Source organism: Brevundimonas sp., assembly GCF_965227765.1.
Classification (GTDB): domain Bacteria; phylum Pseudomonadota; class Alphaproteobacteria; order Caulobacterales; family Caulobacteraceae; genus Brevundimonas.
Map to the genome: position 1 here is coordinate 1,441,237 of NZ_OZ245778.1, position 18,381 is coordinate 1,459,617.

The following is an 18,381-nucleotide window of genomic DNA, read 5'->3' on the forward strand; positions in this document are numbered from 1 at the left end:
GCCAGGAGCGCTATTTGTTTGGGCCTTCAGACCGTCAGGTGACGGTCAGGGTTGCGGTCTTCAGGGTCTGTGAATCCGCGCCCACGCCGATGGTGAAGGTGCCGGCCTCGACTACCCGATCCATGTCGATGTTCCAGAACCACAGGTCGCGCTCGGTGATCTCGAAGGCGACGGTGGTGCGGGCTCCGGCGGCCAGGGTGACGCGCTTGAAATGCTTCAGCTCGTTGATCGGACGGGTGACCGAGGCGTGGTCGTCGCGGATATAGAGCTGGACCACTTCGTCGCCGGCGACCCGGCCGGTATTGCGCACATCGACCTCGACCCGCGTCTTGCCGTTACGACCGATGCTGGCCTGGGCGATCCGGGGGGCGGAGATGTCGAAGGTGGTGTAGCTGAGGCCGAAACCGAACGGGAACAGCGGGCTGGTCTGGTCGAACAGATAGCCGCGGCGCGCCGTGGGCTTGTAGTTGTAGAAGATCGGCAACTGACCGACCGAGCGGGCGATCGACACCGGCAGCTTGCCGCCCGGATTGACCCGACCGAACACGGCGTCGGCGACGGCGTGGCCGGTCTCCTGGCCCAGGTACCAGCCTTCGATGATGGCGTCGGCGTTCTCGACCAGATAGTTCACCGACAGGGGCCGTCCGTTCAGCAGGATGACGACGGTCGGCTTGCCCAGGGCGAACATAGCGCGGGCCAGGTCGTTCTGCTGACCGATCAGTTCCAGCGAGTCGCGGTCGCCGAGGTGGGCGTCAGCCCAGGCCTCGCGGCTGGTCTGTTCGTTGTCGCCCAGCACCATGACGATGACATCGGCGTTGGCCGCGTCACGCGTGGCCTGTTCGATCAGGCGGGCGTTGACTGCGGGGTCGACCAGATCGACGGCGTCGGCGCTCCACGAGCGGCTTTCGGTAATGCGGACGCCCTCGGAATAGACGACCTCGAACCTGCCCTGGCCGGCCGCCTGGATGCCTTCCAGCACGCTGACGACGTGACCCGGCACATCGGAATAACCGCCGATGGGCGTGTCGCGGGCATGGGTGCCGACCACCGCCAGGCGCTTCACCTTCGACGCGTCGAGCGGCAGAACGCCCTTGTCGTTCTTCAGCAGGACCATGGCCTTGGCCGCAGCCTCGCGGGCCAGGGCGATGGCGTCCGGCGTCGCGGTCTTGGCCTCGGCGGCCTCGGCGTCGACGTAGGGCGCTTCGAACAGGCCGGCCTGGAACTTCATGGCCAGGACGCGGCGGACCGCATCGTCGATCTGGCCGACCTGGACACGGCCTGCAGCCACGAGGGCGGGCAGGGTGTCGAAGCCTTCGCCGTCCGGCAGTTCTACATCGACCCCGGCGTCCAGCGCCCGGATCGTGGCCTCCTCGATGGTGGCGAACATCTTGTGGCGGCTGTTGAGCTCGCGCACGGCGAAATAGTCGGAGACGACCGAACCCTTGTAGCCCCACTCTTCGCGCAGCACGTCATGCAGCAACCAGCGGTTGGCGTGGGACGGCAGGCCGTCGATTTCGTTGTACGAAGCCATGACCGCCATGACGGGGAATTCCTTCACGGCGCGCTCGAAGGGCGGGAAGAAGTTCTCGCGCAGCGTCCGTTCGGAAATATTGGCCGGGCCGATATTGGTGCCGTTCTCGGGCTGGCCGTGGCCGGTCATGTGTTTCAGCGTCACGAAGACCTTGTCGTCCGCCAGGGGAAGGGTCGAACCCTGGAACCCCTTGATGGCGGCCAGGCCCATTTCGGAAACCAGATGCGGGTCCTCGCCATAGGTCTCCTCGATCCGGCCCCAGCGCGGGTCGCGGGCGACATCGACGACGGGGGCGAGGGCAAGCTGGGCTCCGCGGGCCCGCATCTCGCGGGCGGCGACGCCGAAGATGCGCGTGATCAGGTCGGGATCCCAGGTGCTGGCCAGGGCGATCGACTGCGGGAAACTGGTGGCGCCGCGCGCGACATAGCCGTGCAGCGCCTCTTCGTGGAACAGCATGGGGATGCCCAGGCGGGTGGTCTCGACCGCCCAGCGCTGGCCCGCGTTGACGTATTCCGCCGTCTGTTTGGCGCTGCGGTTGACGGCCTCTGTCGCCGACCCGGCAGATCCGTTCAGGCTGGCGTCCACGCCACGGAAATCCTGCGGACGCGACACCTGGCCCAGGCCGTGCGGGAAGGCAGTCGTGGCCTTGGCCGGATCGAAGTCGCCGGCGGCGTTCTGGATATCGCCCTTGGCTTCCCAGATGCCGATCATCTGGGCGACCTTCTCCTCCAGCGTCATGCGCTTGAGCAGGTCCTCGACCCGCGCATCGACGGGCAGGGCGGGGTTGCGATAGGCGGCGTCGGCCGCTGGTTTCTCGGTCGTCTGCGCATTGACCCGCATCGGCGCGAGGGCGGCGGTTGCGAGCAGGCCGCCCAGCAGGGTGCGGCGGTCAAACGTCGTCAGTCGGCGGAAGCCGGTCATTGTAATCCTCCCAAAAAGTCCCGCCGTTACTCGGCGATGATAGCGCTACCATGAGCCTAGCAGTCGGAAGGCGCCGGTCAACCGCTTTCCGGCGCCGTTTCAGGTGTATGGGCGAAGTGTCGCGCTTCGACCTCTGGGTGTATGGTGCGCGCCGATCGACCGGAACCCAGATGACCTCCTCTACCAAAAGCAACGCCAACAAGCCTCCCCAGAAACTCGGTTCGGAGCGGCTGCACGGCGCTATCGCTCGTGACCTTGGCATCGCCATCGTCTCGGGCGCGCATCAACCTGGCGCCGTCCTGGCCAACGAGATCGAGTTCAGCGAACGGCTCAACGTCTCGCGGAGCGCCTATCGCGAGGCGGTTCGAATCCTTTCGGCCAAGGGCTTGGTCGAAAGCCGGCCACGCACCGGCACTCGGGTCTTGCCGATGGCGCGCTGGAACCTGCTGGACAGCGATGTGCTGGGCTGGCTGTTCGAGAGCGAGCCCAGCCCCGCCATCATCGACGGCCTGTTCGAGTTGCGGATGATCGTCGAACCGGCCGCCGCCGCCCTGGCCGCCACCCGTCGCTCGACCGAGGACCTTCAACTCATGCGGCACTCGCTGGAGGTGATGGAGCGGATGACGCTCAAGACCGACGAAGGCCAGTCGGCGGACCGGGACTTCCACCAGGCGGTGCTGGAAGCAACGCGCAATCCGCCGCTCATCAGCCTGGCCTCGACGATCGGCGCCGGGGTTCGCTGGACCACCCACTACAAGCAGCGAAAGCTGCGTCTGCCGCCGGATCCCATGCCCGAACACTGGGCGGTTTTCACCGCTATCGAGGCCAGCGACGCCGACGCGGCGCGCCACGCCATGGAGGTTCTGGTGGACCGCGCTCTGGAGCAGATCGCCGGTCTGTAACTCGAGTTCCAAAAGCTGGGCGAGGGGCCACCTTCGCGGTTGAAACCGTCAGGGCTTTTGGCTAATTGTCAGACTATTATTCCCAGGATCTGATGATGCCCAAGCCCCTTCGTTCGCGCGCGTGGTTCGATAACCCGGACAACCCCGACATGACGGCGCTCTATCTCGAGCGCTATCTGAACTATGGGCTGACGCTGGAAGAGCTGCGGTCGGGCAAGCCGATCATCGGCATCGCCCAGACCGGGTCGGACCTCAGCCCCTGCAACCGCCACCACATCGAACTGGCCAAGCGCGTCCGCGAGGGTATTCGCGAGGCCGGCGGCATCGCCCTCGAGTTCCCGGTCCATCCAATCCAGGAAACCGGCAAGCGCCCCACGGCGGGTCTGGACCGCAACCTGGCCTATCTGGGCTTGGTCGAGCTGCTTTACGGCTATCCGCTGGATGGGGTCGTTCTGACCATCGGCTGTGACAAGACCACGCCCGCCTGTCTGATGGCGGCGGCGACGGTGAATATTCCGGCCATCGCCCTGTCGGTTGGACCGATGCTGAACGGCTGGCTGAAGGGCGAGCGGATCGGCTCGGGCACCATCATCTGGAAGGCCCGCGAACAGATGGCGGCGGGTGAGCTGGACTATGAAGGGTTCATCAACCTGGTCGCCACCTCGGCGCCCTCGGTCGGCTACTGCAACACCATGGGCACGGCGACGACGATGAACTCGCTGGCCGAGGCCCTTGGCATGAGCCTGCCTGGATCGGCCGCCATCCCTGCGCCCTACCGCGAACGGCCCCAGAACGCCTATCTGACAGGCAAGCGGATCGTGGACATGGTCCGCGAGGATCTGAAGCCTTCAGACATCATGACCCGTGAGGCGTTCGAGAACGCCATCGTCGTCAACTCGGCCATCGGCGGCTCGACCAATGCGCCGATCCACATCACCGGCCTGGCGCGGCACATGGGCGTCGACCTGCCCATCGAGGACTGGCAGACGCACGGCCACGCGGTGCCCCTGCTGGTCAATCTGCAACCCGCCGGGACCTATCTGGGCGAAGACTTCCACCAGGCCGGGGGCGTTCCGGCGGTGGTCTCTCAGCTGATGTCCAAGGGGCTGATCCACGAGGGAGCCATGACCGTCAACGGCCGGACCATGGGCGACAACTGCCGTGACGCCGAGATCAACCTGCCCGACGTGATCCGCACCATGGACGCGCCTCTGCTGAAGGACGCCGGCTTCCTGGTGTTGAGCGGCAACCTGTTCGACAACGCGATCATGAAGACCAGCGTCATCGCCGCCGAGTTCCGCGAGCGATATCTCAGCAACCCCGCCGACCTGAACGCCTTCGAGGGTCCGGCGGTCGTGTTTGACGGCCCCGAGGACTATCATCACCGCATTGATGACCCGGCGACAGGCATCACCGAACAAAGCATCCTGTTCATGCGCGGCGCCGGCCCGATCGGCTATCCGGGCGCGGCCGAGGTCGTGAATATGCGGCCGCCCGCGCATCTGATCAAACAGGGTGTCCACGCCCTGGCCTGTATCGGCGATGGTCGCCAGTCCGGCACCTCAGGTTCGCCGTCGATCCTCAACGCTTCCCCGGAAGCGGCGGCCGGGGGCAATCTGGCCCTGTTACGGACCGGCGACCGGGTGAGGGTGGATCTGAACACCTGCCGCGTCGACGCCAAGCTCACCGAGGCCGAGTTCGCCGAGCGCCGCGCGGCGCTGGACGCCGCCGGGGGCTTCCAATTCCCGCCGTCGCAGACGCCGTGGCAGGAGCTTCAACGCGCCAATGTCGGGCAACTGGGGACCGGCGCCCTGCTGGAGCCAGCGGTCAAATATCACCGCATCATCGACAAGTTCGGCAACCCCCGCGACAACCACTGAGGCTTGATGAAGACCGAGGCCTCAGGCGGCCTCGGTCTTTTCCGGGCAATAGTCCTGAATGAAGGCCTGATGCGTCGGCAGCCGCGACACGGCCCGGTCGATATTGGTCTTCAGGTCCGTCAGAGCCTGGCGAAGCTGGTCGTCGGGGATCAGCCGGGCTAGCTGATGATACCGGGCCGGGGTCAGGCCCTGGCCGAACAGCACTTGTAGCCATGAGCTGACGCGGAACAGATCTTCCGGGCCCTGGTAGGCCTGTGCGCTCTCGACGAAGAGACCCAGGCGTTCGGCTAGGCTGTCGGGAATGGCCATCTCGCGCTGGCGTCGCCAGAAGGGCTCAGGGCGGTCGTTCAGGTGGTAGTGCAGGATAATGAAGTCGCGGATGCGCTCGATCTCGCCGCGCGACTGCTCGTTGTAGCGGGCGACGACCGCGGGGCTGACGCCGTCGAACGGGAAGGCCTGCATCAACCGCGTCAGGCCGGTCATGATCAGGTGGATACTGGTCGATTCCAGAGGCTCGACGAAGCCCCCGGCCAGGCTCAAGGCGATACAGTTGCCCTGCCACGCCTTCATGCGGCGACCGGTCCGGAAGCGGATCAGGCCCGGCTCGATCAGCCGTTCGCCCTCGATGGACTCCAGCAGACGCGCCCGCGCCTCGTCGTCGGACAGGAAGTCGGAGGCATAGACCAGGCCGTTGCCGACCCGGTGTTGCAGGGGAATGCGCCAACGCCATCCGGCATCGTGCGCGATGGCTCGGGTGTAGGGGACGGCGGGGCCGGTCGAGACCGTCTGTACGGCCAGGGCGCGGTTGGTCGGCAGCCAGTCGCCCCAATCCTCGAAGCCCACGCCCAGAGCCTCGCCGATCAGCAGGGCGCGAAACCCGGTGCAGTCCAAGAACAGGTCGCCTTCGATCCGCTGGCCGTCGGCCAGGACCAGGGCTTCGATGTGGCCGCTCTCGGCGTCGAGATCCACCTTGGCGATCCGGCCCTCGACCCGTTTCAACCCGCCGGCCTCGGCGCGCGCGCGCAGGAAGTGGGCGTAGCGGCCGGCGTCCAGGTGATAGGCGTAGTTCAGCTTGCCGTTCGGCCCGGTGGCGAACCGATCGTCCAGGGCCGCCTGATGCTCGAAACAGTAGTCGCCCAGCTCGCCTGCGAGGCCACGCCTGCGCGCCTCCAGCCAGAAATGCTGGAAATCCCCCATCCATGTCGATTTGCCGACGTCGCCGAACGAGTGGATGTAGCGGTCGCCGTCATGCGCCCAGTTCTCGAACGAGATGCCCAGCTTGAAGGTGGCGCCCGTCGTGCTCATGAACTCGCGCTCGTCCAGGCCCAGCAGGGCATGGAAGGCCCGGACCGTGGGGATGGTCGATTCGCCCACCCCGATCGTGCCGATGTCCTCGGACTCGACCAGGACGATGTCCAGCAGCGGACCGAGCTGGCGGGCCAGAACCGCCGCCGCCAGCCAGCCCGCCGTGCCGCCGCCAGCGATGACCACCCGTGTCTTGCGAGGTTCCAAGTCGGCGCTCCTAACGGTTCAGTTTTTGCAGGATCTTGGCGCGCAGGCGTCGTGCCGAGCGCTCGTCCAGCGGAGCCAGATCGCCTTGGGCCGTTGCGGGAAGATGGGCTGCGGGCCGGGCTGAATCGCCGAAGACATAGAATTCGAACAGGGCGCGCCATGACTGCTTCTCGGCCTCGGGCCGGTCACGCAGGCTGAGCATGGCGTGCAGCAGGGTGGTCATCGGCGTGTCCATGAATGCCGGCGCGTCGTTCCACCAGTAGTTGACCATGGCGTTGAACGGTCCTAGCGCCTCGACATTGTGCCACCACAGGGCGGGGTAGAAGAGGACGTCGCCGGGCTCCAACTCCGCGATCTCGGCCGCCGCCGCCGCCAGGGCGAAGCGGGGATAGAGGTCCAGATCGGGCCGCGTCGGATCGACCATGCTGACGACCTGACCGCCCGGCGTCGGCTCCAGCGGGCCGGGGTAGAGATTGTCGATCTGCTCGGGCGGAAACAGGGTGAAGCGACGCCGTCCGACTAGGCAGCAGGCCAGGTTGTTCGACATATCGAAATGGGTCGCCGCCGTGGTCCGGTTGCCCAGCCAGATGCTGACGATGGGAGGCTCGCAACCGGGGGAGGGCGGAGGCAGCCACAGGTCGTTCTCGGCCCGCAGGCCCGGCAGATAGGCGTCCAGATCGGTCGATCCGACATAGAAGGAGGGCGGCGTCTCGGCATCGATCTGGCTGGCTATCGCGTCCAGATAGGCGCTGAGGGAAACGCGCTGCGCCTGAAAATTCAGACCGTCGAGAGCTTCGTTGTAAAAATAGCGGCCCCGGATTTCCGGTCCGCCGGTATAGCCGACGACGGGGCGTCCCGCGTCGAAACGCTTCAGATAGTCGATAGCGGATCTGGGGTCCTCGCGGCCGGCGACGGCGAGCGGCCAGTCACGAGCTAGGCCGCGAAAGATGACGGGGCGTTGCTCTGCAAGCAGATGGGCCAGGGGCAGCGGCGCGCCGATCGGGGCCTCGACGACCTGGGTCCGCCGCGTAATCACGCCCAGCCTTCCTTGCGGTTCTTCATCTCGATCAGCCGGTCGATGTTGGCCAGGGATGATGCCGCATGGAAAGCCGTCGCCAGCCAGCCGGCGCGATGCAGACGCTTCAGCGCAGCGCCGTCCAGGGCCGTCAGGCGCTCGCGGCTGATGGCGTGGAAATCCTCCAGGTCGTAGCGCAGGGCTTCGCCGACCGTGATGTTGATGGCCACGGCCTCGATCAGGCCTGCGTCGGAGAAGGCCTGGAACATCGGCTCACTGGCCTGGACCCCCTCATAGAGAGTCTGCAGCGCATGACTGACGTCATCGAGATAGGGGGTGGCGCCGCCGTGGCGTTTGAAGACCAGCTGGCCCTGGCCCGGCGTGATACGGGGATGATCGAGATCAACATTGATCTTCAGGTCTTGCGCACCAGAGCCCGGATCGGTTTCGACGCGGATCGAGAACGGTCCGCGGCGCTGGATCACGGGGACATAGCGGGCGCTCCAGCCGCCGTCGGCGAGGAACAGGTTTTCATCGCGGTCCAGGCCCAGCAGGACCACGGCCTGCACTTCGCCCGTGGCGTCGCGGCGAAACAGGATGGGGTATTCGCGCTGAAGCGCTTCGAATTCCGTGGGGAAGACGCGCGCCTGATTGATGGCGTCGCCGAAGGCCGGGCCGTAGCCCTGGGCCACCCGCAGATCGGCGTGATCGACGTTGTCGAGGAGCACGATATTGGTCACGAACGCGCCTTCACTTTTGCGTCGATGATGGTCAGAGCCGCCACCGCACGCAACCAGAATGAGCCGAGGCTGAAAGCATGAGGCCGCCGACAAGCGGCGGCCTCAGCCTTCTTACTGGCAGTCGGTCTAGAATCGGGCGCGCAGGCCGAGCAGGTAGCGCGGCTTCAGCTCCTGGGCGAAGTAGAGCTGACGCTCGGACCGGCCATAGGTGCGGACGGGCTCGCTGGTCAGGTTGATGCCTTCGAACGATACCGCGATGCTGTCGCTGATGTCATAGCTGACGTTGAAGTCCAGGGTTCCGAAGGGTTCCGTGAACACCGGGTTGCGGCTGGTGCCGTCACGGTTGGTTTGCGTCAGATACTTGTCGCGCCAGTTGTAGGCGAGACGGGCCGAGATGCCGTTCTTGTCGTAGATCAGCGTCACGTTGGCGCTGTCGCTGAGGCCGAGCAGGGCGAACTGGTCGATGCTCGGATCGGCGCCGACGTCCACTTCGACGTCTCCGTTCACGATCGTGTAGGAGCCGGCGACGCCAAAGCCCGTGTCGCCCAGGAAGTATTGGGCGGCCAGTTCCCAGCCGTTGATGTTGGCTTCGCGGTTGTTGACCGGCTGGGCGATGACGAAGTCAAACAGAGGATCGGCCGCAGTGGCCGAAACGTCCAGGCGGGCCAGCACTTCGTCGGCGAAGCCCTGGTCCAGCGAACCGCCGGGACCCGTACGTCCAGCATTGAACTCGGCGTCCGTGACCGCTGTGTTGCCGTTGTTCTCGATCAGCAGCGCCGTGTAGGTGAACAGGTTCACGTCGGAGCTGTCGGCGCCGAGAGCGGCGAGGCGATCCAGGGCGATACCGGAGTTGGTGCCCGGCGCGCCTGCGGTCGGGTCACGCAGATCGAACAGTTGCCGGGTGACCTGGCCCTGGCCGATGAAGTTGCGAACCCGCTTGTCGAAGAAGCCGACCGAGACGTAGCTCGACGGGGCGAAATACCATTCCGCCGAGAAGTCGAGGTTGTCCGAGATCAGCGGCAGCAGACCGGGGTTGCCGGACGTGCCGGTGGCTTCGCCCCCCAGGACGGTAGGACGACCCGGCGCGTTCACGGTGGTGGCGGTGAACAGGTTGGAGAAGTCGGGCCGGGCGAGGGTGCGGCTGAACGAGGCCCTCAGTTTCACGTCGTCCCGGGGCTCGATCGAGAAGTCGAGCGAAGGCAGGACGTTGTCGTAGCTGCCCTGACCTTCGACGGGGGTTACGTCGTCGCCGAACGTGCGGATGAAGTCGTTGTCCGAGATCCAGCGAATGCCGGTCGGGGCGGAAACCAGCGAGAATGCGTCGACGTCGGTGCTTTCGTAGCGAACGCCGGCGACGACCTGGATCGGCATGGCGCCCAGTTCACCGGCGAAGGTCACCTGGCCATAGACGGCCCAGGTCTTCTCGCCGACGACGTTGTAGTCGCGACCGTTGACCTCTACCGGGTTGCCCGCTTCGGCGACACCGTTGAACGGGTTCCGATCCGCCGCATAGGCGGGCGACAGGGCGTTGTAGAGATCGACCGCATTGGCGCGGAAGGCGATCAGCGATGCGCCGGTCGAACCCGAATCGAAGGTGTCGAAGTGGCAGGTCAGGCAGAACTCTTCCAGTAGTCCGGCCGCTAGCGCGTCGACGTCGCCGGGGTTGTTGACGCCCCAGTCGCCCAGGGTTTGCTGGGTCTGTACGCGCTGGCTGATCATCTCCGAGTCGATGTACTCGGCGCCGAAGTCGAACCGGCTGCCGCCGCCGAAGTCATAGGCGCCGCTCAGGTGGATTTCCTGGATTTCCTGACGCTGCTGCGAGGCGTTGGTCCGCGCGATCGAGCTGCCGACGTCGGGCGTGTCGAGCACGCCGTTGTTGTTGCCGTACAGGTCGTCCCGGAAGACGATCGTCTGCACCGGGATGTCGCCGCTCCAGTCGAGCGAGTGGGCGCCGATCACCTTGGCGCCCAGGCCGACCAGGGTCGAGCTGGCGCCGTTCGGACCATCCGGCAGGCTTTCGGCGACGGACGAATGGCCATCCAGGGCGAAGCTGAGGTTGTCCGACACGTCCCAGGCCACGTTCAGGCCGAAGGATTCCAGCGTGTCCTTGGTCGCGCGATACTGTTGCTCGAAGCCCGTGTCCTTGGCGCCGCCGATGGTTTCCTGAAGGAAGACGGTCGTCGCGACGGCTTCGTTGTCGTCGAACCGCACCTGGCCAAAGGGACGGTTGAACCAGTTGGTCTGGTCGGTCCGGTCCTCGGTGGTCGTGTTCTCCGCGTACATGGCGTCGGCGGTGATGGTGACGTTGTCGGTCGGACGCCATTGCACCACGGCCTGGCCGTTCCAGCGCTCGCGCTCGGATTCGGAGAAGTGGTAGCGGCTGTCGTTCGGCACGGCGACCAGTTGGTTGGTCGCCGGGGCATTGGTCACCACGGTCGCGCCGTTCACGTACGGGCCGGCCGTATTCAGGAAATCGTCGCGACGCAGCACCGTCCAGGCGTTGGACGTGGCGCTGACGGCGGCGCTGTCGCGGCGCTGATAGCTACCGAACACCTGGACGCCCAGGGTGCTGGTGTCGTTGCGCCAGCTCAGCAGACCGGAGGCTTCCGGAGTGACGTTGTCGCCGCGATCGACGCTGGCGTCATGCACGGCCTTGACGCCGAAGCTGCCGTTCCAGCCGGATTCACGGGCGTCGAACGGACGGCGGGTGACGACGTTGATCGTCGCGCCGATACCGCCGGACGGCACCGCCGCCTGGCCGGTCTTGTAGACCTCCAGCAGGCTGACCGCCTCGGAGGCGATGTTGGAAAAGTCGAACGAGCGGCTGGTTGCGGTGCTGAAATCGACGCTCTGGTCGCCACCGACGGCCACGACGTTGGCGGTCGGCATCTGGCGACCGTTCAGGGTGACCAGGTTGAAGCCGCCGCCGAAGCCGCGAACCGTGACCTCGGAGCCTTCGCCGTTCACCCGGTTGATGGAAACGCCGGGCACGCGCTGCAGCGACTCGGCCAGGTTGGTGTCGGGGAATTTGCCGATGTCCTCGGCGGAAATGGCGTCGACGACGCCCGAAGAATTACGCTTGATGTCCATGGCGCGGTCGAGGCTGGCTCGCACGCCCGTGACGATAATCTCGTCGACGTTGGTGGCTTCTTGACCGGCGTCCTGGGCCAGCGCCATGGCCGGCAAGGCGAGGCTGGTCAGCAGGGCCAAGGCCGATGTCGAGCGCGCAAGCGTGCTCACGAATGATGTACCCCTCATGGTGTCCCTCCGCAGCGGCTGAGCGCCGCCGTCTGTTTTCATTGAAAGGCGGATTTCCGCCCCATTTGAGCGTCGGTCCATTGTCCTACGTTGTCAATGACAAATGTTAGCGCTACCTGTTTGAAACGACGCCTTCCTGGGCATGAAATTGGCGGCGGACCTGTTGTGTGGAGCGACGAATCGCAGCGGACAGGGTGCATATCGCGCTGGACCGGCCGTTGGGCAGCCGATAGCTGACAGTCTTTGAACCCGGGCCAACGAGGCTGTTCTAGTGGCCAGAGGTGAACGTCGCTCCACCATTGTCGATGTCGGTCGCTTGGCGGGCGTCTCGACCAAGACGGTTTCGCGCGCCCTGAACGGCGAACCCCATGTCAGCGAGGATGTCCGCCTGCGGGTCAAGGCGGCTGCCGACACGCTGAACTATCATCCCAATGTGATGGCCCAATCTTTGGTGAGGCGCCGATCTCACCTGATCGGCCTCGTCTATGAAAACCCTTCGCCCAGCTATGTCGTCGAACTTCAGACGGGGGTGCTCGACCGGCTGAAGGGGGAGCGCTACCGGCTGGTGGTGATTCCCGTGGCCTCGGTCGCCGAGCGCGAGGGCGAGGTCGTCGGCCTGTTGCGATCGGCGGCCCTGGACGGCGTCGTCCTGGCCCCGCCCGCGTCCGACAGCGCGCGCATCCTCGCCGATCTGACCGCCGCCGGCATCCGCTTTGCCCGCATTGCGCCGACACAGTCGCTGGAGGCGGGACCCAGCAACACGATCGACGACATAGGCGCCGCACGCGAAATGGCCGAGCACGTCATCGGCCTGGGTCATACTCGCATCGCCATCATCGCCGGAGACGCGACCCACGCGTCGAGCGCCCAGCGAATGAAGGGTTTCAAGCAGGCCTTCAAGGCGGCAGGCCTGTCGATCAAGGCCGGCCAGATCGGCCAGGGCCAGTTCACACGCGAGAGTGGACACGCCGCCGCCGTCGCCCTGTTGTCGGGGCCGGAGCGCCCAACGGCCATCCTGGCCCAGAACGACGACATGGCCGTGGGGGCGCTGATGGCTGCGCGCGAGCAGGGGCTGGACGTGCCGGGAGACCTGACCATCGTCGGCTTCGACGATTCGGAGGTGTCGCAAATCACCTGGCCGCGCATCACCACAGTGCATCAACCGGTCTTCGAGATGGCCCATGCCGCCGCCGAGATGGTGCTGGATCAGTTGGAGGGGCGAAAGGTCACCATGCGGCGCGACCATCCCCACACCCTGTGCCTGCGCGAGTCATCGGCCCCGCCGGCCAGGGACTGAAGCTCGAGACATCAGGCCCCGTTACCCGGCGCATAGGGGAAGGTCAGGCCCTTGTAATACTCCAGCGGTTCCGGCGGCGGAGTAACGCCTTCTGGCAGGGGGCGATTCGAGATCGACTGGAAATAGGCCAGGCTGGCGTCGCGCCACCACTTCGCTTCACGCTCCTGAATCGCCAGGAAGGTCGAGACCTCGGCGAACCTCTGAGCGTCGATCTGGGGTTCGACCGAGGCCCAGGTCTGGCGCATGGCGGCGACTGAGGCCACGCCCCGGTCATAGGTGAGCACCAGTTCGTCCCACAGGTCCCGGCCCGACTTCATGCGGTAGTCCCACGGCACATGGTGAAACCATAGCAGGTCCTGTTCCGGCACGGTGGCCAGATCGGCGAAGCGGGCGGCGACGGGCGCGGCGTACTGAGCCACCGCATTGCTGCCGGTGGCCGTGCGATCAAAGCCGATGCCGCCAGCGTCCGCCTGATGATAATAGGTTGGGTTCCATTCCGGCCGCGCCAGATCATCGACCCAGGGGCCAGGGCCGTAGTGGTGTCCGGTGTCCATCAAATGATGCAGGCCCAACGGCGTCATGTAATCGACCACCGCTTCGCGTGATCCCATCATCATCTCCGTGACCGGGCCGACAAAGGCCGGATCGTTGGAGAAGGTGCGCTGCAGCCACTCCTCGGCGACGGGGCGGGCGCGCGTCTCGGGATTCCAGGCCATGCGACCGAAGACGTACCAGTTGGCCTGATCGAAATGGGAGCCCGACCAGTTCCGGTCCGAGCCGATATTGGCCACCCCGGCCATGCCGGTCAGGGTGTCGCCGAACAGGGCGCCGTTCACGACACGGGCCACCGTCGAGCCTCGACCCCGCTGATAGGTGTCCGACTGCAGCGTCTCCTCGTAGAGCGGGCCGAGGTAGGCCAGGTGGGTGTTGAAGCCGAGGTATTCCTTGGTGATCTGGAATTCCATCATCAGCGGCGTCTGCGGCATTGCGCCGAACAGCGGATGGAAGGGCTCGCGCGGCTGGAAGTCGATGGCGCCGTTCTTGACCTGGACGATGACGTTGTCGCGGAACTGGCCGTCCAGCGGTGCGAACTCGTCAAAGGCCTGTTTGGCGCGGTCGTCAGGCTGTTCGTGCGAATAGACGAAGGCCCGCCACATGACGACGCCGCCATGGGGGGCGACCGCATCTGCCAGCATATTGGCGCCCTCGGCGTGGGTGCGGTGATAGTCCTGCGGCCCCGGCTGTCCTTCGGAGTTTGCCTTGACCAGGAAGCCGCCGAAATCGGGGATGGCGCGATAGATCTCGTCCGCCTTGGCCTTCCACCAGGCCTGCACCTGCGGGTTCAGAGGGTCGGCGGTGTCGAGGCCGCCGATCTCGATGGGGCTGCTGAACCGGGCCGATAGATAGACCCGGATGCCATAGGGACGGAACAGGTCCGCGAGCGCGGCAGCCTTGGCGATATAGGGTGCGGTCAGGCTCTGGGCGTTGGCGTTGACGTTGTTCAGCACTGTGCCGTTGATGCCTACGGAGGCGTTGGCGCGGGCGTAGTCGGAATACAGGACCGGGGTGAAGTCGGGCAGGGTCTGCCAGTCCCATATCGACTGGCCGGCATAGCCGCGCTCCACCGTGCGGTTCAGATTGTCCCAGTGATTGAGGACTCGCAGGCGGACCTTCGGCGCCGAGCGGATGTCGAGATCGCGGACCGGCTGGGCTGTCTGCATGAGACGCAGGAACTCGAACGCGCCGTGCAGCACGCCGACGTCGCTGTTGGCTGTGATGACGGTGACATCGTGGCCGTCGATGCGGCGGCTGAGGATGGCGTAGCCCTCGGACCCCATATCCGCGAGGTCGATGCCGAGGCCGGCGATCAGGGGCGAGGAGGCCGGGGTTCCGTACAGGATCGCGCCGTCGGCGACGGTGTCGGAAGGCGCGGGGGCTTGGCCGATCATGCCGGTCAGGCCGCGTGTCAGCTCGGTGGTGGCGATCTGTATCGTCGGCGAGTTTTCGCCCGGAACCAGGCCGCGTGCAGCATTGCGATAGCCGCCGGCAAGGCTTGCCTCTGCGGGCGGATAGCGGAGCCAGAGTTCGTATCCGTCCTCGGCCGCCGCCATGCGGGGCGCGCCTACGAAGATGGCGGCTATGACCAGCAAGATCAGCCAACGGGCGTAACCCATTCAATATCCTCCCTCGGCCCGTGAGCGGGCTCTCTGGTAGCGCTATCATCGCACGAGGTTGAAGACGGGCCAATGGGTCTAGATGGCGGTGAAGCGCCGCAGGTGTGGATGGGTTCAGAGGGCGGTGGTCGGGTCGGCCAGATAGGGCCGGTCGCGATAGGCGAAATGCGAGAAGTCCGCAGACAGGCCCGTCCCCGAGGTGTCCTGGCAGGCCAGGCCGACGAAGGCTCCGGTGAAGTTGGCCGTGCCCGGATGGGCCGCCTCGTCCGACAGGATGCTGGCGTCGAAGACCTGAGACAGCCAGGTCCAGGCCGCGCCGCCGATGCGAAAGGCGAAACGCAGCCGCTCGTCGTCGACCTCGACCCGCAGGTCGACCGGGCCGTCCGCGACGGCGATCAGGGGCGTGAAGGCGTCGGCCTGGACCTGATCCGGCAGTGCCGACATCACCTGAAGACAGCGGCCCAGACCTTCGTCATGGGTCAAGACCAGATAGTGATACTTGGCCGCGCCATAGTAGCAGATCAGCCCCGCCGACTGCTGATAGTGCCGGGGCTGATAGTCCATCCGAGTTTCGGCGCTGAAGCTGTGCGAGGTCTGGCGGCGCGCGACCAGGCTCTGCTCGAAAACGCTGCCGACGCTCTCTCGTCCGAACAGCCGCAGGCGACCGGGGCGATCCGTCAGGCTGAACAGACGCTCGGGCCGGGGCGAGCGCAGCCACTGGAAGGCCAGTGGCAGATCGGGGCGGTTGAAGTCGTAACGTTCGGGCTCGGCGGGGAAGGGCGCGTCGGCCAACCCCTGCGGCGCCGGCGTTTCCAGCACGGGCAGGGCGTCGCCCGCCTCTGTCCTCAGCCAGCCATCGTCACCCCAGACCATCCGCTGGATGGCTGTCTCTCGACCCAGGGTGCAGCGACCGCGATTCCTGAGCGGGCGACCGCACAGATAGACGGCGTAGGTTTCTCCGGCTTCGGTCTCGACCAGATCGGCATGGCCGGCGCGTTGCAGCGGGGCATCGGGTCGGTCGCGCGCCGTGATGACCGGACCGTCGGGATGCAGAGCGTAGGGACCGAGCAGGTCGCGGGACCGGGCCATGGTGACCGCGTGGCCCCAGCCGGTGCCGCCCTCGGCCGTCACCAGATAATACCAGCCGTCGCGGCGATACAGATGCGGCGCCTCGGTAAGACCAAGGTCCGTCCCCCTGAAGATCATCTGGCGCTCGCCGATCAGGACGCGGGCGTTGGGGTCGTATTCCTGCAGCACGATGCCGCCGAACCTGTCGGCGCCCGGCCGGTGGTCCCACAGCATGTTGAGCAGGTATTTGCGCCCGTCTTCGTCGTGGAACAGCGAGGGATCGAAGCCGCTGCTGTTCAGATGGACCGGGTCGGACCAGTCGCCGTCAATCGTCGGACAGGTGACCAGATAGTTGTGGAAATCCCGCAGCGATGCCCCCGAGGCGCCGCCGACCGAGGTCCGGCCGTACCGCTTCACATCGGTATAGATCAGGTGGAACAGGCCGTCGGCATAGGACAGGCAGGGCGCCCAGACGCCGCAGGAATCCGGCGCTCCGGTCATGTCGAGCTGGCTCGCGCGTCGCAGCGGTCGCGTCAGCAGCCGCCAGTTCTTCAGGTCACGCGAATGGTGGATCTGCACCCCCGGAAACCATTCGAAGGTCGAGGTGGCGACATAGAAGTCCGCGCCGACCCGGATGATCGAGGGGTCGGGATGGAAGCCCGTCAGGATAGGGTTGTGGATCATGTGCGGGGCAGGCTGGTCCGTCATGGCTTGGCCTGGGCCAGCGTGGAGACATCATCGCCGTGGCCCACTCTTGGGCCGGCGCGGCCGGGATCCTTGACCAGGGTCCAAAGCAGGATGGCGCCCAGGATGTCGAGCACGGCCAGGGCCACGAAGAAGGGCGCATAGCCGACCGTCGTCACCAGGCCGCCGATCAGCAGGGAGAACAGCAAGACGCCCAGGTTGCCGAAGGTCCCGGCCATGCCCGTGGCGGTGGCCACCTCGTTACGGCGGAAGAGGTCGGAGGACATGGTGATGACGGTGACCGACAGGGTCTGGTGCGCGAAACCGCCGAGGCAGAGCAGCAGGATTGCGAGATAGGGACTGTCGACAAAGCCGACGAAGGCGACGCCGATCATCAGCATGGCCCCCACGGTGAAGGCGCCGCGCCGAGCGTTGATCAGGCTGACACCCCGCTTCTGCAGGAACAGCACCAGGGTCGGGCCGAACAGGCAGCCGAGGTCGGCGGCCACGAAGGGCAACCAGGCGAACATGGCGATCTGCGTCAGGTCGAACCCGCGCACGGTGGTCAGATACAGCGGCACCCAGAAGGCCAGGGTTCCCCAGGTCGGATCGGCCAGGAACCGGGGCAGGGCGATGCCCCAGAAGTTTCTCTGGCGCAGGATGCGGATCAACGAAGGCTTGGAGCCATCGCTGTCGAGGTGGGTCTCGCGGCCCTCGGCGATGTGGCGCTTTTCTTCGTCGGACAGGGCGGGATGCTTGTCGGGCGAGCGATAAAGGAACAGCCACAGCACCACCCAGACCAGACCCATGGCGCCGGTGATGAAGAAGGCCGCCTGCCAGTGATAGGTCAGGATCGCCCAGGCGACGAGCGGGGGCGCCAGCATGGATCCGACCGAGGCTCCCATGTTGAAGACCCCGCCGGCCAGTCCGCGCTCGCGCGCCGGAAACCACTCGGACACGGCCTTCATGCCGGCCGGATTGGCCGAGCCTTCCGCCAGACCCAGCGCGCCCCGCAGAGCTGCGAACACGGGCCAGGAGTTGGCCAGTCCATGGGCGATGGTGATGAGCGACCAGGCCGTGGCGAAGATGGCGAACCCGGTCTTCAACCCAATGGTGTCGAGGACATAGCCCGCGGCTGGCTGCATCATGATACCCAGCTGGAAGGCGCTGGTGATCCAGGAATACTGCTGCGTCGTCAGGCCCAGATCGTCCATCAGCGTGGGCGCGGCGACGCCCATGGTGCTGCGGGTCAGGTAGTTGATGATGGCGCCCATCATCACCAGGCCGATGATCCACCAGCGCAGCGCCTTTACCTGTCTGAACATCGTCGTCGGTCCCCTTCAGATCGGCCGATGCCCGGCGCCTCTGGTCTCACTCCTGAATCGGTGGCACAAATGTC

The 18,381-nt window shown here is 66.0% G+C and carries 11 protein-coding genes; 3 read left to right on the top strand and 8 right to left on the bottom strand.

The features are described from left to right. Positions 1–34 precede the first annotated feature (34 nt). Positions 35–2,452, bottom strand: a complete 2,418-nt coding sequence (locus ACO05L_RS06855) for a glycoside hydrolase family 3 N-terminal domain-containing protein (RefSeq protein ID WP_421731419.1) — start codon at positions 2,450–2,452, stop codon at positions 35–37. Positions 2,453–2,622: 170 nt separating this feature from the next. On the opposite strand from ACO05L_RS06855, the gene ACO05L_RS06860 reads away from it, so the two are divergent. Next, complete coding sequence (locus tag ACO05L_RS06860) at positions 2,623–3,354, top strand: FadR/GntR family transcriptional regulator (RefSeq protein ID WP_421731420.1); 732 nt, start codon at positions 2,623–2,625, stop codon at positions 3,352–3,354. A 92-nt stretch (positions 3,355–3,446) separates the two neighbouring features. Then, positions 3,447–5,234, top strand: a complete 1,788-nt coding sequence (locus ACO05L_RS06865) for an IlvD/Edd family dehydratase (protein ID WP_421731421.1) — start codon at positions 3,447–3,449, stop codon at positions 5,232–5,234. Positions 5,235–5,255: 21 nt separating this feature from the next. Here ACO05L_RS06865 and ACO05L_RS06870 read toward each other — a convergent pair whose 3' ends face one another. From ACO05L_RS06870 to ACO05L_RS06885, 4 genes are all read right to left on the bottom strand, one after another. Continuing rightward, complete coding sequence (locus ACO05L_RS06870) at positions 5,256–6,746, bottom strand: tryptophan halogenase family protein (protein WP_421731422.1); 1,491 nt, start codon at positions 6,744–6,746, stop codon at positions 5,256–5,258. Positions 6,747–6,756: 10 nt separating this feature from the next. Further along, on the bottom strand, positions 6,757–7,788 hold the full coding sequence (locus ACO05L_RS06875; RefSeq protein WP_421731643.1) for a cupin-like domain-containing protein: 1,032 nt from the start codon (positions 7,786–7,788) through the stop codon (positions 6,757–6,759). Continuing rightward, positions 7,779–8,501 (bottom strand): SapC family protein, encoded by a 723-nt coding sequence (locus tag ACO05L_RS06880; protein WP_421731423.1) that lies wholly within the window; start codon positions 8,499–8,501, stop codon positions 7,779–7,781. Before ACO05L_RS06880 ends, ACO05L_RS06875 begins: the two co-directional genes overlap by 10 nt. Positions 8,502–8,627: 126 nt before the next feature. After that, a complete protein-coding gene (locus ACO05L_RS06885) occupies positions 8,628–11,741 on the bottom strand; it encodes a TonB-dependent receptor (protein ID WP_421731424.1) in 3,114 nt (1,037 codons plus the stop codon). A 289-nt stretch (positions 11,742–12,030) separates the two neighbouring features. On the opposite strand from ACO05L_RS06885, the gene ACO05L_RS06890 reads away from it, so the two are divergent. Continuing rightward, positions 12,031–13,056 carry a LacI family DNA-binding transcriptional regulator gene (locus tag ACO05L_RS06890; RefSeq protein ID WP_421731425.1) on the top strand — a complete coding sequence of 342 codons (1,026 nt, stop codon included), beginning with the start codon at positions 12,031–12,033 and terminating at the stop codon, positions 13,054–13,056. 11 nt (positions 13,057–13,067) lie between these two features. On the opposite strand, the gene ACO05L_RS06895 is transcribed toward ACO05L_RS06890, so the two are convergent. The 3 genes from ACO05L_RS06895 to ACO05L_RS06905 form a co-directional block, all read right to left on the bottom strand. Then, on the bottom strand, positions 13,068–15,230 hold the full coding sequence (locus ACO05L_RS06895; RefSeq protein WP_421731426.1) for an alpha-glucuronidase family glycosyl hydrolase: 2,163 nt from the start codon (positions 15,228–15,230) through the stop codon (positions 13,068–13,070). A gap of 114 nt (positions 15,231–15,344) precedes the next feature. Next, positions 15,345–16,982 (bottom strand): glycoside hydrolase family 43 protein, encoded by a 1,638-nt coding sequence (locus ACO05L_RS06900; protein ID WP_421731644.1) that lies wholly within the window; start codon positions 16,980–16,982, stop codon positions 15,345–15,347. A 20-nt stretch (positions 16,983–17,002) separates the two neighbouring features. Next, positions 17,003–18,307 carry an MFS transporter gene (locus ACO05L_RS06905; protein ID WP_421731427.1) on the bottom strand — a complete coding sequence of 435 codons (1,305 nt, stop codon included), beginning with the start codon at positions 18,305–18,307 and terminating at the stop codon, positions 17,003–17,005. Between the last annotated feature and the right edge of the window lie 74 nt (positions 18,308–18,381).